23 protein-coding genes are annotated in these 23,895 nt (G+C 65.1%); 19 read left to right on the top strand and 4 right to left on the bottom strand.

Annotated features, from left to right (window positions below; genetic code table 11):
• Positions 1 to 30: 30 nt before the first annotated feature.
• Genes HCU76_RS26075 through HCU76_RS26090 form a run of 4 tightly spaced genes read right to left on the bottom strand, consistent with a single transcriptional unit; the run spans position 31 to position 2,736 of the window.
• Positions 31 to 306, bottom strand: a complete 276-nt coding sequence (locus HCU76_RS26075; protein ID WP_213958664.1) for a BolA family transcriptional regulator — start codon at positions 304 to 306, stop codon at positions 31 to 33.
• Positions 303 to 845, bottom strand: coding sequence for a septation protein A (locus HCU76_RS26080; RefSeq protein ID WP_213958665.1), 543 nt, complete (start codon positions 843 to 845; stop codon positions 303 to 305). The genes HCU76_RS26075 and HCU76_RS26080 overlap by 4 nt, the downstream gene beginning before the upstream one ends.
• Positions 842 to 1,258, bottom strand: a complete 417-nt coding sequence (gene msrB, locus HCU76_RS26085; protein WP_213958666.1) for a peptide-methionine (R)-S-oxide reductase MsrB — start codon at positions 1,256 to 1,258, stop codon at positions 842 to 844. The genes HCU76_RS26080 and msrB overlap by 4 nt, the downstream gene beginning before the upstream one ends.
• Entirely contained in the window at positions 1,255 to 2,736 is a 1,482-nt protein-coding gene (locus HCU76_RS26090; RefSeq protein ID WP_213958667.1) for a YdiU family protein, read from the bottom strand. Before HCU76_RS26090 ends, msrB begins: the two co-directional genes overlap by 4 nt.
• Before the next feature lie 127 nt (positions 2,737 to 2,863).
• Here HCU76_RS26090 and HCU76_RS26095 point away from each other — a divergent pair, with 127 nt between their 5' ends.
• The 19 genes from HCU76_RS26095 to HCU76_RS26185 all read left to right on the top strand — a co-directional run bounded on the left by HCU76_RS26095 (position 2,864) and on the right by HCU76_RS26185 (position 23,877).
• Positions 2,864 to 4,507 carry a 3-(methylthio)propionyl-CoA ligase gene (locus tag HCU76_RS26095; protein WP_218511041.1) on the top strand — a complete coding sequence of 548 codons (1,644 nt, stop codon included), beginning with the start codon at positions 2,864 to 2,866 and terminating at the stop codon, positions 4,505 to 4,507.
• Between the two features lie 217 nt (positions 4,508 to 4,724).
• Positions 4,725 to 5,966, top strand: coding sequence for a branched-chain amino acid ABC transporter substrate-binding protein (locus HCU76_RS26100; protein ID WP_213958669.1), 1,242 nt, complete (start codon positions 4,725 to 4,727; stop codon positions 5,964 to 5,966).
• 93 nt (positions 5,967 to 6,059) lie between these two features.
• Positions 6,060 to 7,007 carry a branched-chain amino acid ABC transporter permease gene (locus HCU76_RS26105; RefSeq protein WP_213958670.1) on the top strand — a complete coding sequence of 316 codons (948 nt, stop codon included), beginning with the start codon at positions 6,060 to 6,062 and terminating at the stop codon, positions 7,005 to 7,007.
• Between the two features lie 3 nt (positions 7,008 to 7,010).
• Complete coding sequence (locus HCU76_RS26110) at positions 7,011 to 8,306, top strand: branched-chain amino acid ABC transporter permease (protein ID WP_213958671.1); 1,296 nt, start codon at positions 7,011 to 7,013, stop codon at positions 8,304 to 8,306.
• A 14-nt stretch (positions 8,307 to 8,320) separates the two neighbouring features.
• Positions 8,321 to 9,091, top strand: coding sequence for an ABC transporter ATP-binding protein (locus tag HCU76_RS26115; RefSeq protein WP_213958672.1), 771 nt, complete (start codon positions 8,321 to 8,323; stop codon positions 9,089 to 9,091).
• 2 nt (positions 9,092 to 9,093) lie between these two features.
• Positions 9,094 to 9,789 carry an ABC transporter ATP-binding protein gene (locus HCU76_RS26120; protein WP_213958673.1) on the top strand — a complete coding sequence of 232 codons (696 nt, stop codon included), beginning with the start codon at positions 9,094 to 9,096 and terminating at the stop codon, positions 9,787 to 9,789.
• Positions 9,790 to 10,117: 328 nt separating this feature from the next.
• Entirely contained in the window at positions 10,118 to 12,223 is a 2,106-nt protein-coding gene (locus HCU76_RS26125) for a 3-hydroxyacyl-CoA dehydrogenase NAD-binding domain-containing protein (RefSeq protein WP_218511042.1), read from the top strand.
• Between the two features lie 21 nt (positions 12,224 to 12,244).
• Positions 12,245 to 13,717 (top strand): M20 family peptidase, encoded by a 1,473-nt coding sequence (locus HCU76_RS26130; RefSeq protein ID WP_218511043.1) that lies wholly within the window; start codon positions 12,245 to 12,247, stop codon positions 13,715 to 13,717.
• A gap of 31 nt (positions 13,718 to 13,748) precedes the next feature.
• A complete protein-coding gene (locus tag HCU76_RS26135) occupies positions 13,749 to 14,924 on the top strand; it encodes an acetyl-CoA C-acyltransferase (RefSeq protein ID WP_213958676.1) in 1,176 nt (391 codons plus the stop codon).
• Positions 14,925 to 14,926: 2 nt separating this feature from the next.
• Positions 14,927 to 15,382 (top strand): PaaI family thioesterase, encoded by a 456-nt coding sequence (locus HCU76_RS26140; protein ID WP_218511044.1) that lies wholly within the window; start codon positions 14,927 to 14,929, stop codon positions 15,380 to 15,382.
• Positions 15,379 to 17,211 carry an acyl-CoA dehydrogenase gene (locus tag HCU76_RS26145; RefSeq protein ID WP_218511045.1) on the top strand — a complete coding sequence of 611 codons (1,833 nt, stop codon included), beginning with the start codon at positions 15,379 to 15,381 and terminating at the stop codon, positions 17,209 to 17,211. Before HCU76_RS26140 ends, HCU76_RS26145 begins: the two co-directional genes overlap by 4 nt.
• A complete protein-coding gene (locus tag HCU76_RS26150; RefSeq protein ID WP_213958679.1) occupies positions 17,211 to 17,414 on the top strand; it encodes a hypothetical protein in 204 nt (67 codons plus the stop codon). The genes HCU76_RS26145 and HCU76_RS26150 overlap by 1 nt, the downstream gene beginning before the upstream one ends.
• Positions 17,411 to 17,692, top strand: a complete 282-nt coding sequence (locus HCU76_RS26155; protein ID WP_218511046.1) for a Dabb family protein — start codon at positions 17,411 to 17,413, stop codon at positions 17,690 to 17,692. The genes HCU76_RS26150 and HCU76_RS26155 overlap by 4 nt, the downstream gene beginning before the upstream one ends.
• 29 nt (positions 17,693 to 17,721) lie before the next feature.
• Positions 17,722 to 18,519, top strand: coding sequence for an SDR family oxidoreductase (locus HCU76_RS26160; protein WP_218511047.1), 798 nt, complete (start codon positions 17,722 to 17,724; stop codon positions 18,517 to 18,519).
• Positions 18,520 to 18,523: 4 nt separating this feature from the next.
• A complete protein-coding gene (locus tag HCU76_RS26165; protein ID WP_213958682.1) occupies positions 18,524 to 18,958 on the top strand; it encodes a PaaI family thioesterase in 435 nt (144 codons plus the stop codon).
• Positions 18,959 to 18,977: 19 nt separating this feature from the next.
• Positions 18,978 to 19,994, top strand: a complete 1,017-nt coding sequence (locus HCU76_RS26170) for an NADP-dependent oxidoreductase (RefSeq protein ID WP_218511048.1) — start codon at positions 18,978 to 18,980, stop codon at positions 19,992 to 19,994.
• Between the two features lie 27 nt (positions 19,995 to 20,021).
• Positions 20,022 to 20,960 carry a glutathione S-transferase family protein gene (locus tag HCU76_RS26175; RefSeq protein ID WP_218511049.1) on the top strand — a complete coding sequence of 313 codons (939 nt, stop codon included), beginning with the start codon at positions 20,022 to 20,024 and terminating at the stop codon, positions 20,958 to 20,960.
• A 33-nt stretch (positions 20,961 to 20,993) separates the two neighbouring features.
• On the top strand, positions 20,994 to 22,814 hold the full coding sequence (locus HCU76_RS26180) for an FAD-binding protein (RefSeq protein WP_256354450.1): 1,821 nt from the start codon (positions 20,994 to 20,996) through the stop codon (positions 22,812 to 22,814).
• Between the two features lie 157 nt (positions 22,815 to 22,971).
• The gene (locus HCU76_RS26185) at positions 22,972 to 23,877 is read left to right on the top strand and encodes an SDR family oxidoreductase (protein WP_218511050.1); all 906 of its coding nucleotides are present in this window, start codon (positions 22,972 to 22,974) and stop codon (positions 23,875 to 23,877) included.
• Positions 23,878 to 23,895 lie beyond the last annotated feature (18 nt).

Genomic DNA, 23,895 nt, shown 5'->3' on the forward strand with positions numbered 1-23,895 from the left:
CAGGGCGCGTCGGCCCCGGGGGAATGAGGCTCAGGAGGCCTCGATGGCAATGGCGTGAACGCCCTGTGCGATAAAAATGTGCAGCGCATCATACACAAGCCGATGGCGCGCCACTGGGGTCTTGCCCGCGAAGAGCGGACTCGAAATGCGGATGCGGAAATGGGTGCCGTAGCCCTCGGCGCCGGCGCCGGCATGGCCGGCATGCGCGGCGCTTTCGTCGATGACTTCGAGCGCGGTGGGCTGAAGGGCGGCGCGAAGGGTGGCCTCAAGCTCGTGGGGCCGGGGAAGGCTTGCAGACGTGCTCATGCCGCGGGCTCGTCGTCCGACTTGAGGTGCGGCGAGATGTAGAGCCCCTGCGCGATCAGGAAGACGATCGGGAAGGCGTAGCCCCACAGCTTGAAGTCGACCCAGGCCTCCGTGCTGAAGTAGGCCGCGACATAGCCGTTGATCGCGGCCATGAAGAGGCAGTAGCCGATCCATGCGACGTTCAGGTGCGTCCAGATGCGGTGCGGCAGGCGCAGTTGCTTGCCGAGCATCGACTCGAGGAAGTTCTTGCGGAAGCCCCAGAACGCGATCGCGAGTGCGATGGCCATGGCGCTGTACAACACGGTGGGCTTCCACTTGATGAAGCGGTCGTCGTGCAGCGCCAGCGTGAGCGAGCCGAACAGCAGGATCAGCACCAGCGTGGCCTTCTGCATCGGCTCCAGGCGACGGTGCATGAACCAGTGGATGGCCATCTGCACTGCCGTGGCGGCCATCAGCACGCCGGTGGCGACATAGATGTCGTGCAGCTTGAATGCGCCGAAGAACAGCAGGATCGGGAAGAAGTCGAGGAGCAGTTTCATTCAGTGGAAGGCTTGAAATCCAGCGAGGCCGAGTTCATGCAGTAGCGCAGGCCGGTCTCGGTCGGACCGTCGGGGAACACGTGGCCGAGGTGCGCGCCGCAACTGGCGCAGACATTCTCGGTGCGAACCATGCCGTGCGAACTGTCGACGATGTTACGGATCGCGCCTGGCACCGCTTCTTCCGAGAAGCTGGGCCAGCCGCAGCCGGCGTCGAACTTGGTGCCGGACTCGAACAGTTTGGCGCCGCAGCAGATGCAGTGATAGCTGCCGTCAGCCCAGTGCGCCTCGTACTTGCCGGTGAAGGGACGCTCGGTGGCGGCATGGCGGGTGACCTCGAAGGCGCCGCGCTCGGCGCCTTTTTCGGCGAGCAGCGCTTTCCATTCGGCGTCGGTTTTCTGGACGGGAGCGGTCATGATGAACAGCTGATTTCGATGGAGGAGGCCCAGTCGGGCGGGAAGCCGGCGTAGTCGTCGAAGCCGGCGTGGTCGTCAAATGGGGATTCGAGCAGCTTCAGCAAGGTCGCGACGCCGCTGTCGTCCTTGCGTTGCGCAGCTTCGATCGCCTGTTGGCCCAAGTGGTTCCGCAGCACGAATTTTGGATTGGACTTGAGCATCAGCGCCGCAGCCGGCGCTCGGGGAACCGAAGCATGGCGCTCCATGAACGACAGCAGCCAGGCGTCAAAGCCGGCAGCGTCGATGAACAGGTCGCGCACCGGCTGAACGTCTGCACCGGCCATGTGGTGTGAAAGCCGGCGCCAGAAGATGGTCCAGTCGGTCTGCTCCTGACGCAACACCGCGAGGAGGGCTTCCACGAAGGAGAGGTCGCCGTCCTGCGCATCGGGCAGGCCGAGCTTGGCGCGCATGCGGCCCAGGAACTCGCGCGGAAACACCTCCTGGTAGGACGCCAGCGCCGCCAATGCCGTTTCCTTCTCGCCGATCAGCGGCAGCAGCGCCTGGCCCAGGCAATACAGGTTCCAGTAGGCCACGCTGGGCTGCTGGTTGTAGGCATAGCGACCGCCGGTGTCGCTGTGGTTGCAGATGTGGCGCGGGTTGAAGCCGTCGAGGAACTGGAACGGCCCGTAGTCGATGGTGAGCCCCAGGATGCTCATGTTGTCGGTGTTCATCACGCCATGGCAGAAGCCCACCGCCTGCCATTGCGCCATCAGCGCCGCGGTGCGCTCGCTGACGGCTTCCAGGAACGCTGCATAGGCATTCCCGCCAAAGCGCCCGGTGAGCCTGCATTCAGGGTAGAAGCGATCGATCACGAAGTCGGCCAGCGTGCGCAATTCGTCGAGCCGGTCGTTGGCCCAGAAATGCTCGAAGTGACCGAAGCGGATGAAGGTGGGCGCGGTGCGCGTCACGACCGCGGCGGTTTCTATTTCCTCCCGGCGCACGCGTGCATCGGAGCCGGTCACGCAGAGGGCCCGCGTGGTCGGGATGCCGAGCCCATGCATGGCCTCGCTGCAGAGGAATTCGCGAATGCTGGAGCGCAGAACAGCGCGGCCGTCGCCCATGCGCGAATAGGGCGTCAGGCCGGCGCCCTTGAGCTGCACTTCGAAACCGGTCTCGGTCTGGCCGAGCATGATGGCCCGTCCATCGCCCAACTGCCCGGCCCACACGCCGAATTGATGCCCGCTGTAAACGCTGGCCAGCGGGGCCATGCCCGGCAGCAGGGCATTGCCGGTGAACACTTCCAGCGCCTCGGCCGAGGCGAACCAGTCGGGCTGCAGTCCGAGTTGCCGCGCCGCCGCACTGCTGCGTCCAACCCAGTACGGATCGGGCAGGGGCGTGGGTTGGAGGCGGGTGAAGAACTTCGGCGGCAGTGCTGCGAATTCATTGCGCCAACGCAGTCCGGAATCCTCAGCAACCATCGAATCTGAAGGGATATTCATGGGCGCAATTGTCCGTTCTTTCGAGTGGCGGGACGGCGCTACGGGCATTCCCCCAACCGGGCCGATGCCGCACTGCGCAATACTCCGCTGCCAATTTTTGTCGATTCAGGAATCAGGAGACCATCCCATGCTCGGTTTGATGCAAGACCAACCGCTGCTGATCTCGTCGCTGCTCGAGTTCGCAGACCGCCACCATCGCGACGCCGAGATCGTTTCGCGCCGCTTCGAAGGTGACATCCACCGCTACACCTGGGCCGACATGGCGGTGCGCGCCCGCAAGGTCGCCAACGCGCTCGACCAGGAAGGGCTGCTGTTCAGCGACCGCATCGCCACGCTGGCCTGGAACGGCTACCGGCACCTGGAGGCGTACTACGGCGTCAGTGGCTCGGGGCGCGTGTTGCACACCATCAACCCGAGGCTGCACCCGGACCAGATCGCATGGATCGCCAATCATGCCGAAGACCAGGTCCTGATGTTCGACCTGAGCTTCCTGCCGCTGGTGCAGGCGGTGCACGCGCGCTGCCCGACCATCAGGAAATACATCGCGTTGTGCGACGCCGACAAGCTCCCGGCGGACAGCAGCGTTCCCGGCCTGGTCAGCTACGAAGACTGGATCGCGCCGCATTCGAGCGACTACGCCTGGCCGAGCTTCGACGAGAACTCCGCCTCCAGCATGTGCTACACGAGCGGCACCACCGGCAACCCGAAGGCCGCGCTCTACAGCCATCGCTCCTCGGTGCTGCATGCCTACGCCGCGGCGCTGCCCGACGTGATGTGCCTGTCGGCACGTGACTCGGTGCTGCCAGTGGTGCCGATGTTCCACGTCAATGCCTGGGGCATTCCGTATTCGGCTGCGCTCACCGGCTGCAAGCTGGTGTTCCCGGGCGCCTCGCTCGACGGAAAGTCGGTTTTCGAACTCATCGAGAACGAGAAGGTCACCTTCGCGGCCGGGGTGCCGACCGTCTGGCAAATGATGCTCGGCCACATGCAGGCCAACAACCTTCGCTTCTCGACGTTGAAGCGCACGGTGATCGGCGGCTCGGCCTGCCCGCCGGCCATGATCAAGGCGTTCCAGGAGGTCTACGGCGTGGAAGTGCTGCACGCCTGGGGCATGACCGAGATGAGCCCGCTGGGCACGCTCTGCACGCTCAAGAACAAGCACCTGTCCCTGTCGCCCGACGAGCAGACCGCGATCCGCCTGAAGCAGGGCCGGGCGATCTTCGGCGTCGACATGAAGATCGTCGATGCCGACGGCAAGGAACTTCCGTGGGACGGCAAGGCCTACGGCGACCTGCTGGTGAAAGGCCCCTGGATCGTCAAGGAATACTTCAAGGGCGAGGGCGGCGATCCGCTGATCCCCGACGAGAACGGCCGTGGCTGGTTCCCGACCGGCGACGTGGCGACCATCAACGCCGACGGCTTCCTGCAGATCACCGACCGCAGCAAGGACGTGATCAAGTCCGGCGGCGAATGGATCAGCTCCATCGAGATCGAGAACATCGCCGTCGCGCATCCGGCGATCGCCATGGCCGCCTGCGTCGGCGTGTTCCACCCGAAGTGGGACGAGCGCCCGATCGTCACCGTGGTCAAGCGCCCCGGCCAGGAGGTCACGCGCGAGGAACTGCTGAAGTTCTACGAAGGCAAGACAGCCAAGTGGCAGATTCCCGACGACGTGGTGTTCCTGGAATCCATTCCGCTCGGCGCCACCGGCAAGATCCTGAAGACCAAGCTGCGCGAGCAGCTCAAGGGCTACAAGCTGCCGGGAGTCTGAACCCGGGGCGCACCCGGAGGCCCGGCGCAGCCGGTTCCGCGGTTGCCCACGTACAGGCATCCCTGCGCCCCGTGCTACCGCCCGGTAGCAATGCCTGTCGCCTGAGCGATAGAAACGGGCGTTTCGTGGGCGGGCTTACGGGCATTCCCTGTGCTTCGGCCTTGGAAAGCCCCGTACGCTCGCAACGACTTTTTCTGAACCCTTGTGGAGACTTTCGATGAAATTTGCCCTGAAATTCCTGGCCGGCACGGTCATGCTGGCCGCTGCAGCCGGCGCGTTTGCCCAAAAGGGTGAAACCGTCAAGATCGCGATGATCGAGGGCCTGTCGGGCCCGTTCGCCAACGTGGGCCAGAACCAGCTCAAGAGCTGGCAGTTCGTGGCGGAGAACCTGACCGCCGCCGAGAACCCGGCAGGCGTCAAGTTCGAGATCGTCGGCATGGACAGCAAGAGCTCCCCGCAAGAAGCGCTGAACCTGCTCAAGGCCGCCAGCGACCAGGGCTTCCGGTACATCACGCAGGGCAACGGCTCGAACGTCGGCGTGCCGCTGTCGGACGCCGTGGGCAAGGCCAACGACCGCAATCCCGGCAAGGAAGTCATCTACCTCAACTACGCCGCGGTCGATCCGATCCTGACCAACGAGAAGTGCAACTATTGGCACTTCCGCCTGGACGCCGACACGTCGATGAAGATGGAAGCCCTGACCAGCTTCATGAAGGACCAGCCCAACATCAAGAAGGTCTACCTGCTGAACCAGAACTACTCGCATGGCCAGCAGGTCGCGAAGTATTTCAAGGAAGGCCTGGCGCGCAAGCGTCCTGACGCGCAGATCGTCGGCGACGACCTGCACCCGCTGGGCCAGGTCAAGGACTTCGCGCCCTACGTCGCCAAGATCAAGCAGTCGGGCGCCGACACGCTGGTGACCGGCAACTGGGGCCAGGACATGACCCTGCTGATCAAGGCGCTGAACGATGCCGGCCTGAAGATTCCGGTCTACGCGTACTACGCCGGTGTGTCGGGCACGCCCACGGCGCTGGCTTCAGGCGGCGACCTGGACGTCTTCCAGATCGCATACAACCATTCGAACTACACGGGTCGGATGAACCAGCTGATGGTCGATTTCCAGAAGAAGTTCAATGACGACTTCTACACCTTCTCGGTCTACAACGGCCTGGTGGCGCTGAGCAATGCGATGGCCAAGGCCAAGTCGACCGATCCGGTCAAGGTGGCGGCGTCGCTCGAAGGCCTGAAGTTCAACGGCTTCAATGGCGAAAGCGAAATCCGCAAGACCGACCACCAGATGCAGCAAGGCCTCTGGATCTCCAAGTGGCAGAAGGTCGACGCCAAGAACAAGTACAACGTCGAGAAGACCGGCTACACCTTCGTGCCGGTGAAGTACCTGGAACCCTACGTCGCGAGCACCCCGACGTCCTGCCAGATGAAGCGTCCCAGCGCGGGCTGAAGCGCCGTGAACCAGAGCGCCGGCGGGTGATGCAAATCGCTCTCCGGCGTTTTTCATGGCTTCCCAATAACGAATCAGCGAGGGTGGCAGCAAATGGAATTCTTCGTTATCTCGCTCCTGAACGGGCTCAGCTACGGGCTGCTGCTTTTCATGTTGAGCTCCGGACTTACCTTGATCTTCAGCATGATGGGCGTGCTGAACTTCGCGCACACCAGCTTCTACATGCTGGGTGCCTATTTCGCATTCACGATCTCGGGCCTGGTCGGCTTCTGGCCGGCGCTGGTGATCGCGCCGCTGGTGGTGTTTGCGCTCGGCGCGGCGTTCGAGCGGTATTGCCTTCGCCGGGTGCACAAGTTCGGGCACGTGCCTGAATTGCTGGTCACCTTCGGCCTGTCGTACCTGATCCTCGAAGTGGTGCAACTGATCTGGGGTCGCTCGGTGGTGCCGTACGGCTTGCCGCGGCAGCTAGAGGGCCCGCTTTTCACCATCTTCGGCACGCAGTTCCCGAAGTCGAAGTCCTTCATCATGCTGGTCGCGGTGCTGATGCTGGTGTCGGTCTGGCTGCTGCTGACGCGCACGCGCATCGGGCTGGTGATCCAGGCGGCACTCAAGCACCCCGACATGGTCGAGGCGCTGGGCCACAACGTGCCACGCGTCTTCATGCTGGTGTTCGGTGGCGGCGCTGCGCTGGCAGGGCTGGCCGGTGTGATCGGCGGCAACACCTACGTGACCGAGCCGGCGATGGCCGGGGCCGTAGGCTCGATCGTGTTCGTCGTGGTGGTGGTGGGCGGCATGGGGTCGCTGGCGGGGGCGTTCCTGGCGTCGCTGCTCATCGGCGTGCTGCAGACCTTTGCCGTGGCGATGGACCAATCCATAGGCGGCGCGTTCCAGTCGCTGGGCATGGCGGTGACCGACCAGACCTTCGGCCATGAACTCCTGCAACTCAAGATCTCGCAGATCGCGCCGATCCTTCCGTACCTGTTCCTGGTGCTGATCCTGATATTCCGGCCCAAGGGCCTGCTCGGCACGCGGGAGGACTGACACATGGCCAACTCGAATTCCAAACGGGCCAAGCCCATGAACGCCGGCCGCGTCGCCGTCTGGTCGCTGTTCGCGGTCGCGATGATCGTCGCGCCGCTGGTCTTCCGCAGCAGCCTGGCGCTGACGATCCTGTCGCAGATGGGTTATCTCATCATCATCTGCCTCAGCTACAACATGATCTTCGGCCAAGGCGGCATGCTGAGCTTCGGCCATGCCGTGTACACCGGCATGGGCGCGTTCATCGCCATCCACGCAATGAACCTCGCCGCGGAGGGCAGCTTCAAGGTGCCGCTGGTGCTGATTCCGCTGGTGGGCGGCATCGGGGGCATGTTCTTCGCCATCCTGTTCGGCTTCGTGACCACCAAGAAGGCGGGCACGACCTTCGCGATGATCACCCTGGGCATCGGCGAACTCGTGGCCTCGATGGCGCTGATGTTCCCGGGCTTCTTCGGCGGCGAGGGCGGCGTGACGACCAACCGGACGTACGGCACGTTCATGGGCGCGACCTTCGGCCCGCAGATCCAGGTGTACTACCTGATCGCGGTCTACTGCTTCATCTGCACCGCGTTGATGTTCGCCTTCACCGGCACGCCGCTCGGCCGCATCCTGAACGCAGTGCGCGACAACCCGGAGCGGGTCGAATTCATTGGCTACAACACGCAGCGGGTGCGCTACTTCGCCTTCATCATCGCCGGCTTCTTCGCCGGCATCGGCGGGGGCTTGGCAGCCATCAACTTCGAGATCGTGAACGCGAGCGACAGCCTGAGCGGCGTGCGCTCGGGCGGCTACCTGCTGTTCACATTCCTGGGTGGCGCGACCTTCTTCTTCGGGCCGATCATCGGTGCGGTGCTGCTGGTGCTGGCCTCGGTGCTGCTGTCGGAACTCACCAAGGCCTGGCTGCTGTACCTGGGCCTGGTGTTCCTGCTGATGGTGATGTTCGCGCCGGGCGGCGTCGCCAGCCTGATCATGATGAACCTGCGGGTGGCCAAGTTCGGTCGCTTCAAGCCGTTCTGGCCACTGTACGTGGGGCTGATCGTGACGGGCGCTTTGCTGGTCGTCGGGGCCGCGGCGTTGGTGGAAATGGTCTACCACGTCCAGTTGAATGCGGCGCTCGGGCCGGAGGTTCATTTCGCCGGCCTGACGCTGGATACATCGAGCATGGGCAGCTGGCTTGGCGCGGCAGCGGTTGCGCTGGTCGGGCTGGGCCTGATGGAGATCGTCCGGCGCAAGTTCGCGCGCGCCTGGGGCGCCGCGCAGGAATACATCGAAGCAGAAATCAAGCGCATGGAGGCTGCATAAGCAGGGTACGGCACATGACCTACGCACTCGAACTCAAGAACTTGCGCAAGAGCTTTGGCAAGACCGACATCATTCGCGGCATCGACCTTTCGGTGAATGCGGGCGAACGCGTCGCGGTGATCGGTCCCAACGGGGCGGGCAAGTCGACGCTGTTCAACCTCATCAGCGGACGGCTGCATCCCAGTAGCGGCGAGGTGCTGCTGAACGGGCAGCGCATCGACGGCAAGACGCCATTCGAGATCAACCGGCTCGGCCTCTCGCGCAGCTTCCAGATCACCAACATCTTTCCGAAGCTGAGCGTCTTCGAGAACCTGCGCTGCGGCCTGCTGTGGCACACGGGGGCGCGCTACAGCTTCCTGCGCTTCCTGTCGAACCTCGACGACGCCAACGCGCGCACCGAGGAACTGGTGCGCCAGATCGGGCTGGAGCGCAAGCGCGACGTGCAGGCGGTGAACCTCACCTATGCCGAGCAGCGCGCGCTGGAGATCGGCGTGACGATCGCCGGCGGCGCCAACGTGATCCTGCTGGACGAACCGACGGCGGGGATGAGCAAGACCGAGACTTCCCACTTCATCGCGCTGATCAAGCACGTGACGGTCGGGAAGACCTTGCTGACAGTGGAGCACGACATGGGCGTGGTGTTCGGGCTGGCCGACAAGATCGCGGTGGTGGTCTACGGTGAAGTCATTGCCTTCGATACGCCGGCGGCGGTGCGCGCCAGCGCCAAGGTGCAGGAGGCCTATCTCGGCTCCTCGGTCGCGGATGCGCAAGGGGCAGGACACTGATCATGTTGAAACTCAACGACATCCACGCCTACTATGGCAAGAGCCACGTGCTGCACGGCGTTTCATTCGAGGTCGGCAAGGGCGAGATCGTCGCGCTGCTGGGCCGCAACGGCTCCGGCCGCTCGACCACCGCCAAGGCCATCATGGGCCTGGTGCATGCCGAGGGGCAGCTCGAATGGAAAGGCCAGGACATCCTGCGCAAGAAGGCCTACGAGGTGGCGCACCTGGGCCTTGGCTACGTGCCGGAGAACCGCGACATCTTCCCCAAGCTCACCGTCGCACAGAACCTGTTGCTCGGCCAGAAGGGCGCAGGGAAGGGCAGCCGCTGGACCTTCAAGGACATGTACGAGATGTTCCCGCGCCTCAAGGAGCGCGAGCACACCGAGGCCGGCGTGCTCTCCGGCGGCGAGCAGCAGATGCTGACGCTGTGCCGCACGCTCATGGGCGACCCCGACCTGATCATCATCGACGAGCCGACCGAGGGCCTGGCGCCCAAGATTGTCGAGTTGGTGGGGCAGTACTTGCAGACGCTCAAGAGCCGCGGCATCTCGGTGCTGCTGATCGAGCAGAAGCTCACCATCGCGATGCACATCTCGGACCGCGCATTGGTCATGGGACATGGCAGCATCGTGTTCGACGGCACGCCGGACAGCCTGCGCGCCGATGCCACCACCCGAAAAGAATGGCTCGAAGTCTGAAGGCGTGAATATTCCTACTGCGGACGCCGATCTCGGGCCTGCGGTGCTCACCGTACTGATGTACGGTTCCGCGCCGCAGACCCGACCTCGGCGCCCTCGCTACGGAATCTTCACACCTTCAGGGCCGGCGCCGTTTTAAGAGGATCATCCGGCGCTTGTCCCGGTAGCGACTAAGGCGAAATTCACTGGTCACCGGATACGCCTAGAATTTTAGAAAAAGAACACTCGTGCTATTTGGCAGCGGGTGAGTGCGTGGCTCGACAAGCGCGGGCTCGCGCTCCTTGGCCAACTCTTCGTTTTTTTACCTTCCCATTCAAAGGAACGCGCCATGACGGCTGAATACAAGGTGCTCGGCGAAATCGCCGTGATCACCATGACCAATCCCCCGGTCAACGGTCTCGGTTATTCGACCCGCGTCGGCATCACCGACGGCCTGAGCAAGGCCAACGACGATCCGGCCGTCAAGGCGATCATCATCACCGGCGCCGGCAAGGCGTTCTCGGGTGGGGCGGACATCAAGGAATTCGGCACCTCGAAGGCGCTGCAGGAGCCCAACCTGCTGAGCGTGATCCTCGCGCTGGAAGCCTCGCCGAAGCCGATCGTGGCTGCGATCCATTCCGTGGTGATGGGCGGCGGGCTCGAACTGGCCCTCGGCTGCCACTACCGCGTGGTGGCGCCGGGCACCAGCGTTGCGCTGCCGGAAGTCAAGCTGGGCCTGCTGCCTGGCGCCGGTGGCACGCAACGCCTGCCGCGCGTGCTGGGCGTCGAGACCGCCCTCAACATGATCGTCAGCGGCGAGCCGGTGAAGAGCGAACTGCTCGCGTCGGCGCCCGGCCAGAAGCTGTTCGACAAGTTGGCCGCCTCGGCCGAGTCGCTGTTCGACGAAGCCGTCGAATTCGCCAAGTCCGTCGCCGGCAAGCCCGCCGCTGAACTGCCGCTGGTGCGCAACCTGCCGTGCAAGCACCCGCAAGGCGATGCCTACTTCCAGTTCGCCAGGAACATGGTCACCGGCATGTCGAAGAACTACCCGGCGCCGCTCAAGTGCCTGGAGGCCGTGCGTGCCTCCACCACAATGAAGTTCAACGATGGCATGGCCGAGGAACGCCGCCTGTTCACGCAGTTGATGCTGTCGCCCGAATCGTCGGCGCTGCGCCACCTGTTCATGGCCGAGCGCGCAGCGAGCAAGATCCCTGACGTGGCGGACGACACGCCCAAGCGCGACATCAAGACGGTGGGCGTCATTGGCGCCGGCACCATGGGCGGCGGCATCTCGATGAACTTCCTGAACGCGGGCATCCCGGTCAAGATCCTCGAGATGAAGCAGGAAGCACTGGACCGCGGCATCGCGACCATCAAGAAGAACTACGAAGCGCAGGTCAAGAAGGGCAAGCTCAAGCAGGACAAGTACGACCAGCGCATGTCGCTGCTGTCGACCACGCTGAGCTACGACGACCTGAAGGACTGCGACCTGATCATCGAGGCCGTGTTCGAGGAACTCGGCGTCAAGGAAACCGTGTTCAAGAAGCTGGACGAAGTCGCCAAGCCCGGCGCCATCCTGGCCTCCAACACCTCGACGCTGGACGTCGACAAGATCGCCGCCTTCACCAAGCGTCCGCAGGACGTGGTCGGCATGCACTTCTTCAGCCCGGCCAACGTGATGAAGCTGCTGGAAGTGGTGCGCGGCAAGGAAACGGCCAAGGACGTGCTGGCCACCGTCATGGCCATCGCCAAGAAGATCAAGAAGACCGCAGTCGTGTCCGGCGTGTGCGACGGCTTCATCGGCAACCGCATGATCGAGCAGTACTCGCGCCAGGCCGGCTTCCTGCTGGACGAAGGCGCCACGCCGCAGCAAGTCGACAAGGCCATCGAGAAGTTCGGTTTTGCCATGGGTCCGTTCCGTATGGGCGACCTGGCCGGCAACGACATCGGCTGGGCGATCCGCAAGCGCCGCGCCACCGAGCGTGCCGACATGAAGTACAGCCGCACGGCCGACAAGCTCTGCGAACTGGGCCGCTTCGGCCAGAAGACCGGCGCAGGCTGGTACGACTACCAGGCCGGCAAGCGCGACGCGATCCCGAGCCAGGTCGTGCTGGACCTGATCGAGCAGCACCGCAAGGACGAAGGCATCACGCCGCGCAAGATCTCCGACGAGGAGATCGTGCAGCGCCTGGTGTATGCCCTCGTCAACGAAGGCGCCCGCATCCTGGAAGACGGCATCGCGAGCAAGTCCGGCGACATCGACATGGTGTACCTGACCGGCTATGGCTTCCCGATCTTCCGCGGTGGCCCGATGCACTACGCATCGCAGGCCGGCCTCTACAACGTGGCCGAGGCGATGAAGCGCTTTGCGAAGAACCCGCGTGACGACGGCAAGTTCTGGGAGCCGGCGGCGCTGATCCAGAAGCTGGTCGCCGAAGGCAAGAGCTTCAGCTAAACGACGGACGAGACCGCAACTGTGATCAAGAGAATCTTTCAAGTCCTGCTGCTGGCAGTTTTGTTGTTGGCGGCAGCGGTTGCGGTCAAGACGTGGCGCACGCCGTCACGCCAGCTGGCGGTGCGGCCTGTGGCCAAGCTGGACATCGATGCGCAGGCCGCCGCGAAGCGGCTGTCGGGTGCGATCCCGTTTCGTACCGTGTCGAGCCTGGACGACCCCAAGGGGAACAACGCCGAGTTCGACAAACTGCATGCCTATCTGGCCGAGAAGTTTCCCAAGCTTCACGCGAGCCTGAAGAAGGAAGTCATCGGCGACAAGGCCTTGCTCTATACGTGGCAAGGCAGTGACCCGGCCCGCAAGCCGGTCGCACTGATGGCGCACCAGGACATGGTGCCGATCGCGCCTGGCACCGAGAAGGCCTGGTCGGTCGAGCCGTTCAGCGGCGAGATCAAGGACGGCTACATCTGGGGCCGCGGCACGCTCGACAACAAGGGCAACCTGCTGGCGCAGATGGAAGCCATCGAATTGCTGATCGGCAAGGGCTTCAAGCCCAAGCAGACCATCTACCTGATCGCAGGGGATGACGAGGAAGTGACCGGCCTGCGCGGCGCGCTGCCGATTGCCGAGTTGCTGAAGTCGCGCGGGGTGGAACTCGACTGGGTGCTGGACGAGGGTCTTCTCGTGCTCGACGGCGTGCTACCGGGCCTTCGCCAGCCGGCCGCCTTGATCGGCCTGGCCGAGAAGGGCTATGCGACCTTCTTCCTCACGCTCGACACGGCCCCGAGCCATTCCTCGATGCCGGCGCAACACACCGCCATCGGCGGCATGAGCAAGGCGCTGGCCAACCTGGAGGCGCACCAGATGCCCGGCGCCATCAAGGGCGTCGCGGGGGAGATGTTCGGCACGCTGGCGCCCGAGATGAGCGGCGTCAACCGCGTGATGCTGTCGAACCTCTGGCTCACCGCACCGCTGGTGCAGGGCCAGCTGGAAAAGTCGCCCAGCAGCAATGCCATGCTGCGCACGACGACGGCGCTGACCATCGTTCGCGCCGGCAACAAGGACAACGTGCTGCCCGGCCGTGCCGAGGCGGCGGTCAACTTCCGCGTGTTGCCGGGCGATACGCTGGCGAGCGTGGAAGCGCATCTGCGCAAGACGCTCGACAACGACGCGATCCAGATCAAGGCCTACCCGGGCAACTCGGAGCCATCGCCCGTCTCGCCGACCGACAGCACCGGCTATCACACCATCGAACAGACGGTTCGCCAGGCCTTCCCTGACGCAGTGGTCGCGCCCGGCCTGATGACCGCCGCCACCGATTCGCGCCACATGAGCCTGATCAGCAAGTCGGTCTACCGCTTCTCGCCGTTCCGGATGAAGAGCGAGGACCTGGCGCGCTTCCACGGCACCAACGAACGGGTGTCGATCGCCAACTATGCCGAGATGATCGGCTTCTATCACCAGTTGCTGCTCAACACCGAGCAGCCACCCCTGTAATCGTTCCAACCATCGCTCAAAGGACATCGCCATGACCAGCGCCGTTATCGTCTCTACCGCCCGCACACCGCTTGCCAAGAGCTGGAAGGGTGCTTTCAACATGACGCACGGCGCCACGCTCGGCGGCCATGCGGTGCAACACGCCGTGCAGCGCGCCGGCATCGACCCGGCCTCGGTGGACGACGTGATCATGGGTTGCGCCACGCCCGAAGGCGCGACCGGTGGCAACATCGCGCGCCAGATCGCGCTGCGCGCCGGCCTGCCCATCACGACCTCGGGCATGACCATCAACCGCTTCTGCTCGTCGGGCCTGCAGACCATCGCGACCGCTGCGCAACGCATCATCGCGGGTGAAGGCGACGTCTACGTGGCTGGCGGTGTCGAAAGCATCTCCTGCGTGCAGAACGAAGCCAACCGCCACATGGGCACCGATCCGTGGCTGGTGAAGCACAAGCCGGAGATCTACTGGAACATGCTCCAGACCGCCGAGAACGTGGCGAAGCGCTACAACATCGGCCGCGAGGCGATGGACGAGTATGGTGCACGCAGCCAGCAGCGCGCCAGCGCCGCGCTCGAAGCCGGCCTGTTCAAGGCGGAGATCGCCCCGATGACCGTGCTGGCCGGCGTGGCCGATGCCCAATTGGGCCTGCGCACCAAGGAAGTCACCATCGAGAACGACGAAGGCATCCGCGCCGGCACCACCAAGGAGGGCATCAGCGGCATCCGGCCGGCGGTGCCGGGCGGCGTGATCTCGGCCGGCAATGCCAGCCAGTTCTCCGACGGTGGCGGCGCCTGCGTGCTGGTCGATGAGACGTACGCGCAGCAGAAGGGCCTGGCGCCGATCGGCCGCTTCCTCGGTTTCGCCGTGGCAGGTTGCGAACCCGATGAAATGGGCATCGGTCCGGTCTTCGCGATTCCGAAGGTGCTGAAGAAGCTGGGCCTCACGGTCAACGACATCGACCTGTGGGAACTGAACGAAGCATTCGCGGTGCAGGTGATCTACTGCCGTGACAAGCTGGGCATTCCCGATGACCGCCTGAACGTGAACGGCGGCGCGATTGCCGTCGGCCACCCCTACGGCGTGAGCGGCCAGCGCCTGACCGGCCACGCTCTCATCGAAGGCAAGCGCCGCGGCGCGAAGAAGGTCGTGGTCACGATGTGCATCGGCGGCGGCATGGGTGCTGCCGGCGTGTTCGAGGTCCTCTGACCATGGCGGGCGGTGACCATCCAGTCTCGCCCGACGCCTTCCTGGCGATGGGTCGCGAGGTGATCGCCTCGCAGCCCTTCAGCGTGCTGGTCGGCGCCGAGATGCATCAGCTCTCGCGCGGCCATATCGACCTTCAGCTCCCTATCACCGACAAGCTCAAGCAGCAGAACGGATTCGTGCACGGCGGGGTGCTGAGCTACCTTGCCGACAACGCGCTGACGTTTGCCGGCGGGACGGCGATGGCCGTGCCGGTCGTCACTTCCGAGTTCAAGATCAACTATGTGCGGTCGGCCATCGGCGAGCGCCTGATTGCGCGCGCCAGGGCGGTGCATGTGGGCAGCACACAGGCCGTTTGCACCTGCGAAATCTTCGTCGTGCAAGATGGCGAGGAAAAACTTTGCGCGCTGGCGCAAGGCACCATCGCCCGATTGCCCGACCCTTCACAGAAATCGACATGAGCCTCCGTTCCACCCTCGACTTCCTCCTCTACGACTGGCTGCAAGCCGAGTCGCTCAATCAGCGCGAGCGATTTGCCGATCACTCGCGCGAGACCTTCGACGCAGTGCTCGACACCTGCGAACGCATCGCGCGCGAGAAATACGCCCCGCACAACCGCACGGTCGACACGCAGGAGCCGCACTTCGACGGCGAAAAGGTGATCCTGCCGCAGGCCACGCATGACGCGCACAAGGCCTTCGTCGAGTCCGGGATGATGAGCGCCGCGCAGGACTACGAGATCGGCGGCATGCAGTTGCCGTTCACGCTGCAGGCGGCGGCCAACAGTTTCTTCGCGATGGCGTCGGTGAGCATCGGCTCGAACATGCTCACCAGCGGCAATGCCAACCTGCTGATGGTGCATGGCACCGGGATGCAGAAGGAAGTGTTTGCGAAGAACGAGTTCTCGGGGCGCTGGGCCGGGACGATGTGCCTGTCGGAGCCGCAAGCCGGGTCTTCGCTGAGCGACGTAGCGACCCGCGCGGTGCCGGATGGCGCCGACTTTGAAAGCGACCCGCTCGGCCCCCGTTACCGGCTGACGGGCAACAAGATGTGGATCTCCTCGGGCGACCATGAGTTGACCGAGAACATCGTGCACATCGTGCTGGCCAAGATCCCGGACGAGAACGGCAAGCTGGTTCCGGGCACGCGCGGGATCTCGCTGTTCATCGTGCCCAAGCGCATGGTCGACACCGAGGGCAATCTCACTGGCGAGCGCAACGATGTCGCGTTGGCCGGCCTCAATCACAAGCTCGGCTGGCGCGGCACCACCAACACCTTGCTGAACTTCGGCGAGGGCAAGTACCCCGTCGGCGGCAAGGCCGGTGCGGTGGGCTACCTTGTCGGCTCGCCCGGCAAGGGCCTGCACTGCATGTTCCACATGATGAACGAGGCGCGCATCAGCGTCGGCACCGCTGCGGTGATGCTCGGCATGGCTGGTTACTACGCTTCGCTGGAGTATGCGAAGAACCGCCCGCAGGGGCGCCCCGCGGGCCCGGCCGGCAAGGACTCGGCCAAGCCGCAGGTGCGCATCATCGAACACGCCGACGTGCGCCGGATGCTGCTCGCGCAGAAGTCGTACTGCGAAGGTTCGCTGGCCTTGTCCTTGTACTGCGCGCGACTCGTCGACGAGCAGAAGACCGGCGCGGCCGAAGCTGCCGACGACGCGCGGCTCCTGCTCGAGGTGCTCACGCCGATCGCCAAGAGCTGGCCCAGCGAATGGTGCCTCGAAGCCAATTCGCTCGCGATCCAGATCCACGGCGGCTACGGCTACACGCGCGATTTCCCGGTGGAACAGTACTGGCGCGACAACCGTCTCAACATGATCCACGAGGGCACGCACGGCATCCAGGCGGCCGACCTGCTGGGCCGCAAGGTGTTGATGGAGGACGGCCGCGGCATGAAGTTGCTCGCGGCCCGCATGGCCGAGACGATGGGGCGTGCCGCCAAGGTGCCCGAGCTTGCCGCGCATGCAAAGGCGCTCGGCGAGGCCCTGCAGCGCGTCGGCACGGCCACGCAAGCGGCATGGTCGACCGGCGATCCGCGCTCGGCGCTGACCAATGCCGTGCCCTACATGCAGGCTTTCGGGCACACGGTGCTGGCCTGGATCTGGCTCGACGTGGCGGCGCGTGCGCTGGAACTCGATGCTGGCAAGGCATCGGCTGTGACGACCGGCAAGGCCAGCGCCGCGGCCTACTTCTTCAACTACGAGTTGCCAAAGATCGGCGCCTGGCTGAACGTGGTCGAAAGCCGCGATCCGACTTGCACCGACATGCCGGAAGAGGCATTCTGATGGCCGCCAATCCGCATGCCCGCATCGAGAACTGGATCTGGATCCTGATCTATGGCGGGCTGTTCCTGGTGATTCTCGGCATCGCCACCGCCCGCATCGACTCCTTCACCGGCTGGATGCTGGCCGTTCCCGGCGCCGTCGCTGCCGTGGTGGGCGTGGTCCTCATTTATGTTCGTTCCCGACTGAAAGACGACAAGCCATGATCAAGCACATCGTGATGTGGAAACTGCTCGACGCCACGCAGGCCGCGCGCTTCAAGGCCGAACTCGACACCTGCAAGGGGCTGGTGCCCGGCATGCGGGAGTTCGAGGTGGGGACGCGCACCGACGGCCTGGAAGCCAACCAGGACGTGGTGCTGAACTCGAGCTTCGACGACGCGGCGGCGCTGGAGGCCTACGTCGTTCATCCGCACCACAAGAAGGTCTCGGCATTCCTGGGCACCCTGCGTGAATCGCGCGCGGTGCTCGACTACGAGATCTGATCGACCCCAAGACACTGGAGACCCACCACATGACACCTCGCACCGTTCAGAAACTGTTCGACCTCACGGGCAAGACCGCCCTCATCACCGGCGGCTCGCGCGGCCTGGGCTTGCAGATGGCGCATGCGCTCGGTGAAGCCGGCGCGAAGATCATGCTGAGTTCGCGCAAGGCCGAGGACCTGGAACAGGCCGCGGCCGAGCTGCAGGCCGCCGGCATCGACGCACGCTGGATCGCAGCCGATTGTTCGAAGGAAGAAGACACCCGCCGCCTGGCCGACGAGACGCTGGAGCGCATGGGCGCCATCGACATCCTGGTGAACAACGCCGGCGCCAGCTGGGGCGCGCCGGCCGAGGACCATCCGGTGGCGGCATGGGACAAGGTGATGAATCTCAACGTGCGCGGCTACTTCATCCTGGCGCAGCAGGTCGCCAACAAGTACATGATCCCGAAGAAGGCCGGCAAGATCATCAACATTGCGTCGATCGCCGGCCTGAACGGCAATCCGCCCGAGATGCAGACCCTGGCCTACAACACCTCGAAGACCGCGGTGATCGGCTTCACGCACACGCTGGCCGCCGAGTGGGGCAAGTACGGCATCAACGTCAACGCGATTTGCCCGGGCTTCTTCATGACCAAGATGGCGACGGGCCTGATCCAGTCGATCGGCGAGGAAAAGATGGCCAATGCCGCGCCGCTGCGCCGCCTGGGCGACGAGGAAGACCTGAAGGGCCTGACGCTGCTGTACGCGAGCGATGCCGGCAAGCACATCACCGGCCAGTGGATGGCGGTGGATGGCGGCGTGAGCGTGGTTCTCGGGGCAGCCTGACGTCATGTCGATCCCATTCGGCGTCGCGATTCCGTTCGTCGACCTCCTGGGCTTCACGCTCGAGCGTTTCGAGAACGGCGAGTCCGAGATGCACTACACGACGCAACCCGAGCACACCAACAGCTTTGCGGTGGCGCACGGCGGCGTCACCATGACCCTGCTCGACGTGACGATGGCCACCGCGGCGCGCAGCGTGCAGAACGACATGGGCGTGGTCACCATCGAGATGAAGACCACCTTCATGCAGGCGTCGCGCGGGCCCTTGATAGCCAAGGGGCGCCTGATGCATCGCACGGCCACCATGGCCTTCACCGAAGCCACGGTCTATGACGAGAAGGGCCGCGCTTGTTCCCATGCGACGGGCACCTTCAAATACGTGAAACGCCTTCCGGTCAGCGGCAGCGAAGTGCATGCACTGCAGCCGGTTTCAACAGACTAGTTTTTCCAAGAGACACCCCATGCCCATCAACAAGCAGATCCATCTCGACAATCGCCCCGAAGGCGAGGCCACGGCGAGCAACTTCAAGCTCGTGACCACCGAAACGCCGGCGCTGGCCGACAACCAGGTGCTGGTGCGCCACCATTTCATGAGCCTGGACCCCTACATGCGCGGTCGCATGAACGACTCCAAGAGCTACGCCGCCAGCCAACCCGTGGGCCACGTGTTCCAGGGCGGCACCGTGGGCGAGGTGATCGAGAGCAAGCATCCCAAGTACAAGGCGGGCGACAAGGTCGTCGGCTTCGGCGGCTGGCAGGAGTACAGCGTGGTCGATGCCTCGCAGCCCGGCGCGCTGAAGAAGGTCGACACCACGCACGTGCCGCTGTCGCATTACCTCGGGGCGGTCGGCATGCCGGGCGTGACGGCCTGGTACGGCTTGGTGAAGATCATCGCGCCGAAGGAGGGCGACACCGTCGTCATCACCGCCGCCAGTGGCGCGGTCGGCAGCGCCTTCGGTGCGCTGGCCAAGGCGCGCGGCTGCCGCGTGGTCGGCATCGCCGGCGGGCCGGACAAGTGCAAGTACGTGACCGATGAACTCGGCTTCGACGCCTGCATCGACTACCGCCAGCACCCGGACGTCAAGACGATGAGCGCGGCGCTGAAGGAATCCTGCCCCAAGGGCATCGACGGCTACTTCGAGAACGTCGGCGGCTACATCTTCGACGCGGTGCTGCTGCGCTGCAATGCCTTCGCGCGCGTCGCGCTGTGCGGCATGATCGCCGGCTACGATGGCGCGCCGATGCCGCTGGCCAACCCGGCGCTGATCCTCATCAACCGCCTGAAGATCGAAGGCTTCATCGTCAGCGAGCACATGGAAGTGTGGCCGGAGGCGCTCGCGGAACTGGGTGCGCTGGTGGGCTCCGGCAAGCTCAAGCCGCGCGAGTCGGTGGCGCAAGGCATCGAAGCCGCGCCTGAAGCGTTCCTGGGCCTGCTGAAAGGCAAGAACTTCGGCAAGCAACTCGTCAAGCTGATCTGAACAAAATCACCTGAACGAAAGACCACGATGGCCGACCTGATCCTGCACCACTACGCCACCTCGCCGTTCTCGGAGAAGGTGCGGCTCATCCTCGGCGCGAAGAAGCTGCCGTGGAAGTCGGTCTTCATCCCGCCGATCATGCCCAAGCCCGACGTGGAGGTGCTGACCGGCGGCTACCGCAAGACGCCGTTCCTGCAGATCGGCGCCGACATGTACTGCGACACCGCGCTGATCGCCGACGTGCTCGAGCACCTGCAACCCGAGCCGACGCTGTACCCCGAGCCCGAGAAAGGCCTGTCGCGCATCCTCGCGCAGTGGGCCGACAGCACGCTGTTCTGGGCCGCCATGGCCTGGAACCTGCAGCCAAAGGGCGCGGCCGAGGTGTTCTCCAAGGCGCCGCCCGAAGCCGCCAAGGCCTTTGGCGAAGACCGCGGCAAGATGAGCGCCGGCAACATGACGCGCCTGCGCCCGGCCGATGCCACGAGCGCCTACAAGTCGTACCTGCGCCGCCTCTCGGACATGTTCGACGACAAGCCCTTCATGCTGGGCGAGGCGCCGTGCATTGCCGACTTCGCGGCCTACCACCCGCTCTGGTACACGCGCCGCATCGACTCTGTACGCGGCATCCTCGACCTGACGCCGGGCGTGGTCGACTGGATGGAGCGCATGTACGCCATCGGCCACGGCGCGCCGGAGAAGTTCACCGCCGAGGAAGCCATCGCCGTGGCCAAGTCGACGCGGCCGCACACGCTGCTGACCGACAGCACCTTCCAGGACGACCACGGCATTGCGCTGGGCAGCGACGTCACGGTGCGCGCGGAGAGCTTCGGCCTCGAGGAGACAGCCGGCAAGCTGGTCGCGGCCACGCGCACGCACTACACGCTGGAGCGCAGCAACGAGCGTGTGGGCACGGTGCACGTGCACTTCCCGCGCATCGGGTACGTGCTGCGCAAGGCGGAAGGCTGACGCGCAAGGGGGACACCCTCAGAATCAGGCGCCATGAACCCTGGTTCCATTACGAGGCGGCGGGTGCTGCAGGCCATGGCGGGCGGCGTTCTGGTCGCGCCCTTGGGCGTCATTCCGTGGCGCGCCCGGGCCGCTACATCGCCAGGTGCGCGCGTTCGACCCGGTGAACCGGGCTGGCCTTCGGACGAGGCCTGGCAAGGGCTCGGCCAGCAGGTCGAAGGCGCGCTCCTCAAGGTGCAGACGCCGCTGGATGCCTGCGTGGCGACGCCGACCAGCGCGGCTTGCGCGCAGCTTTTCAAGGCCGTCAAGAACCCTTACTTCACCGGCGACGATGTCGCGCTGACGCAGACCCTGGGTTGGGTCGATGCATGGACCTCGAAGCCCAGTGCGTATGCGGTGGCGGCGCGCAGCACCCGGGATGTGGTCGCCGCCGTCGACTTCGCGCGGCAGAACAGGCTGCGGCTGGTGGTGAAGGGCGGCGGCCACAGCTACCAGGGCACCTCGAATTGCGCCGATTCGCTGCTGGTGTGGACGCGCCGAATGAATGGCGTCCAGATGCACGACAGCTTCGTGCCCGCGGGCTGCGATGCCGTGCCGCGGCGCGCAGTGAGCATGGGCGCCGGCGCGGTCTGGGCGCATGCCTATGACGCGGTGACGACGCAGGCTGGCGGCTATGTGCAGGGAGGAGGGTGCACCACCGTCGGCGTGGCGGGGCTGGTGCAGAGCGGCGGCTTCGGCAGCTTCTCGAAGCGGTACGGCACGGCCGCCGGCAGCCTGCTGGAGGCCGAGGTCGTCACTGCCGATGGCGCGGTGCGGATCGCCAACGCCTGCACGAATCCGGAGCTGTTCTGGGGGCTCAAGGGCGGAGGCGGCGGCAGCCTCGGCATCGTGACCCGGGTGAGCTTGCGCGTGCACGAACTGCCCGAGGAATTCGGCGCGGTGAACATGTCGGTCAAGGCGCTGTCGCCGCAGGCGTATCGGCGGCTGATCGGGCTCATGGTCGAACACTACGCGAGGAACCTCATGAACCCGCACTGGGGCGAGCAGATCCGCGTGCGGCCGGACAACGTCCTGCGCGTGTCGATGGTGTTCCAGGGCCTGAACCGCGGGCAGGCGCAGATGGCATGGCAGCCCTTCATCGACGCGGTGGCGAGTGCACCGGGGGACTTCTGGTTCGAGTCGGCGCCCTTCATCGCGTCGCTGTCGGCGCGCGAGTTCTGGTCGGCGACGACGTTCAAGAAGCTGGCGGGCGTGCTCGCGACAGACGACCGGCCCGGCGCGCCGAAGTCCAACGTTTTCTGGCCCGGCGACCAGGGGCAGGCCGGCCAGTTCCTGCATGGCTACGACTCCGCCTGGCTGCCTGCATCGCTGCTGCGCGATGACCGGCGCGACGCCTTGTGCGATGCGCTGTTCGCGGCATCGCGGCACACGGGCATCGGGCTGCACACGAACAAGGGATTGGCCGGCGCGTCGGCCGAGGCGATCGCGGCGGCCAGGGACACGGCCACGAATCCGCTGATGCTCGACGCCTTTGCGCTGGCCATCATGGGCGCGGAAGAGCAGCCGGCCTATCCTGGCGTCGCGGGCCATGAGCCTGATGTCGCGCGAGGCCGCCTGCGGGCGCAAGCCATCGCACGCGCCGTCGCCGAGCTGCGCAGGGTCGCGCCCAATGGCGGCGCCTATGTCTCGGAGAGCAACTACTTCGAGCCGGACTTCCAGCGCCAGTACTGGGGCACGAACTACCCGCGCCTGCAGGCAGTGAAGGCCCGCTACGACCCCGATGGCCTGTTCTTCGTCCACAACGGCGTGGGCAGCGAAGGCTGGAGCACCGACGGCTTCAACCGCACGGCTTGAGCGGGAGCGCCCGCACAAGCCACGGCGCATCTGGCGACTTGTCCGGAGCCTCCCAGGCCATCTCGTCGCCTGAACGACAGCCCGGACGCGCGCAACGGGGTCCAATAGCCGACGGACTTCATTCCTCAGTTTTCAGAGACATCACAGGACGGCATCCATGATTCAGGACTTCAAGGGCAAGACGGCAGTACTCACCGGCGCGGGCTCGGGCTTCGGGCTCGAATGCGCGCGCATCGGCGCGGCGCGGGGCATGAACCTCGTTCTCGTCGACGTGCAGCAGGACGCGCTCGATGCGGCGCAAGCAGAGATGGAAGCCGCCGGCGCGCAGGTGCTGGCACGCAAGGTCGACGTTTCGAACACCGCGCAGATGGAACAACTGGCCGCGGATGTGAAGGCACGTTTCGGCGCGCCGCATTTCGTCTTCAACAATGCCGGCGTAGGCGCCGGTGGCCTGGTGTGGGAGAACACCGTGGCCGACTGGGAATGGGTGCTCGGCGTCGACCTCTGGGGCGTGGTGCACGGCGTGCGCCTGTTCGTGCCGATGATGCTCGAGGCGGCGGCCAAGGATCCGGATTACCGCGGCCACATCACCAACACCGCCAGCATGGCCGGCCTGTTGACGCCGCCGAACATGGGCATCTACAACGCGGCCAAGGCGGCCGTCGTGAGCCTGACCGAGACGATGTACCAGGACCTGACGCTGGTCACCGACCAGATCGGCGCCAGCCTGCTGTGCCCTTACTTCGTGCCCACCGGCATCACCAGGAGCGAGCGCAACCGTCCCGATGCGCCGACACAGGCCCAGCTCACCAAGAGCCAGCTCATCGGCCAGGCCATGAGCGACAAGGCGGTGAGCAGCGGCAAGGTGACGGCAGCAGAGGTCGCGAACAAGGTGTTCGACGCCATCAGCGCAAACCAGTTCTATGTGTTCAGCCACCCGAAGGCGCTCGGCAACGTCAAGAGTCGCATGGAGAACATCGTGTCGATCACCAACCCGGCCGACCCGTTCCTCGAGCGGCCCGAGATCGGCATTGCGTTGCGCGCGCAGCTCCGCACGCCCTGACACCGCGACGGGTGTTGT

The sequence above is a fragment of the Variovorax sp. dw_308 genome (genome assembly GCF_019207085.1).
GTDB lineage: Bacteria > Pseudomonadota > Gammaproteobacteria > Burkholderiales > Burkholderiaceae_C > Variovorax.

What these genes read in the sequence shown, in the direction of transcription:
- HCU76_RS26150 (WP_213958679.1), top strand. Translation starts at nt 17,211, where the DNA reads ATGGCCGCCAATCCGCATGCCCGCATCGAGAACTGGATCTGGATCCTG.
- HCU76_RS26140 (WP_218511044.1), top strand. Translation starts at nt 14,927, where the DNA reads ATGGCGGGCGGTGACCATCCAGTCTCGCCCGACGCCTTCCTGGCGATG.
- HCU76_RS26170 (WP_218511048.1), top strand. Translation starts at nt 18,978, where the DNA reads ATGCCCATCAACAAGCAGATCCATCTCGACAATCGCCCCGAAGGCGAG.
- HCU76_RS26075 (WP_213958664.1), bottom strand. Translation starts at nt 306, where the DNA reads ATGAGCACGTCTGCAAGCCTTCCCCGGCCCCACGAGCTTGAGGCCACC.
- msrB (WP_213958666.1), bottom strand. Translation starts at nt 1,258, where the DNA reads ATGACCGCTCCCGTCCAGAAAACCGACGCCGAATGGAAAGCGCTGCTC.
- HCU76_RS26160 (WP_218511047.1), top strand. Translation starts at nt 17,722, where the DNA reads ATGACACCTCGCACCGTTCAGAAACTGTTCGACCTCACGGGCAAGACC.
- HCU76_RS26100 (WP_213958669.1), top strand. Translation starts at nt 4,725, where the DNA reads ATGAAATTTGCCCTGAAATTCCTGGCCGGCACGGTCATGCTGGCCGCT.
- HCU76_RS26080 (WP_213958665.1), bottom strand. Translation starts at nt 845, where the DNA reads ATGAAACTGCTCCTCGACTTCTTCCCGATCCTGCTGTTCTTCGGCGCA.
- HCU76_RS26110 (WP_213958671.1), top strand. Translation starts at nt 7,011, where the DNA reads ATGGCCAACTCGAATTCCAAACGGGCCAAGCCCATGAACGCCGGCCGC.
- HCU76_RS26105 (WP_213958670.1), top strand. Translation starts at nt 6,060, where the DNA reads ATGGAATTCTTCGTTATCTCGCTCCTGAACGGGCTCAGCTACGGGCTG.
- HCU76_RS26155 (WP_218511046.1), top strand. Translation starts at nt 17,411, where the DNA reads ATGATCAAGCACATCGTGATGTGGAAACTGCTCGACGCCACGCAGGCC.
- HCU76_RS26090 (WP_213958667.1), bottom strand. Translation starts at nt 2,736, where the DNA reads ATGAATATCCCTTCAGATTCGATGGTTGCTGAGGATTCCGGACTGCGT.
- HCU76_RS26180 (WP_256354450.1), top strand. Translation starts at nt 20,994, where the DNA reads ATGAACCCTGGTTCCATTACGAGGCGGCGGGTGCTGCAGGCCATGGCG.
- HCU76_RS26125 (WP_218511042.1), top strand. Translation starts at nt 10,118, where the DNA reads ATGACGGCTGAATACAAGGTGCTCGGCGAAATCGCCGTGATCACCATG.
- HCU76_RS26095 (WP_218511041.1), top strand. Translation starts at nt 2,864, where the DNA reads ATGCTCGGTTTGATGCAAGACCAACCGCTGCTGATCTCGTCGCTGCTC.
- HCU76_RS26185 (WP_218511050.1), top strand. Translation starts at nt 22,972, where the DNA reads ATGATTCAGGACTTCAAGGGCAAGACGGCAGTACTCACCGGCGCGGGC.
- HCU76_RS26135 (WP_213958676.1), top strand. Translation starts at nt 13,749, where the DNA reads ATGACCAGCGCCGTTATCGTCTCTACCGCCCGCACACCGCTTGCCAAG.
- HCU76_RS26120 (WP_213958673.1), top strand. Translation starts at nt 9,094, where the DNA reads ATGTTGAAACTCAACGACATCCACGCCTACTATGGCAAGAGCCACGTG.
- HCU76_RS26145 (WP_218511045.1), top strand. Translation starts at nt 15,379, where the DNA reads ATGAGCCTCCGTTCCACCCTCGACTTCCTCCTCTACGACTGGCTGCAA.
- HCU76_RS26115 (WP_213958672.1), top strand. Translation starts at nt 8,321, where the DNA reads ATGACCTACGCACTCGAACTCAAGAACTTGCGCAAGAGCTTTGGCAAG.
- HCU76_RS26175 (WP_218511049.1), top strand. Translation starts at nt 20,022, where the DNA reads ATGGCCGACCTGATCCTGCACCACTACGCCACCTCGCCGTTCTCGGAG.
- HCU76_RS26165 (WP_213958682.1), top strand. Translation starts at nt 18,524, where the DNA reads ATGTCGATCCCATTCGGCGTCGCGATTCCGTTCGTCGACCTCCTGGGC.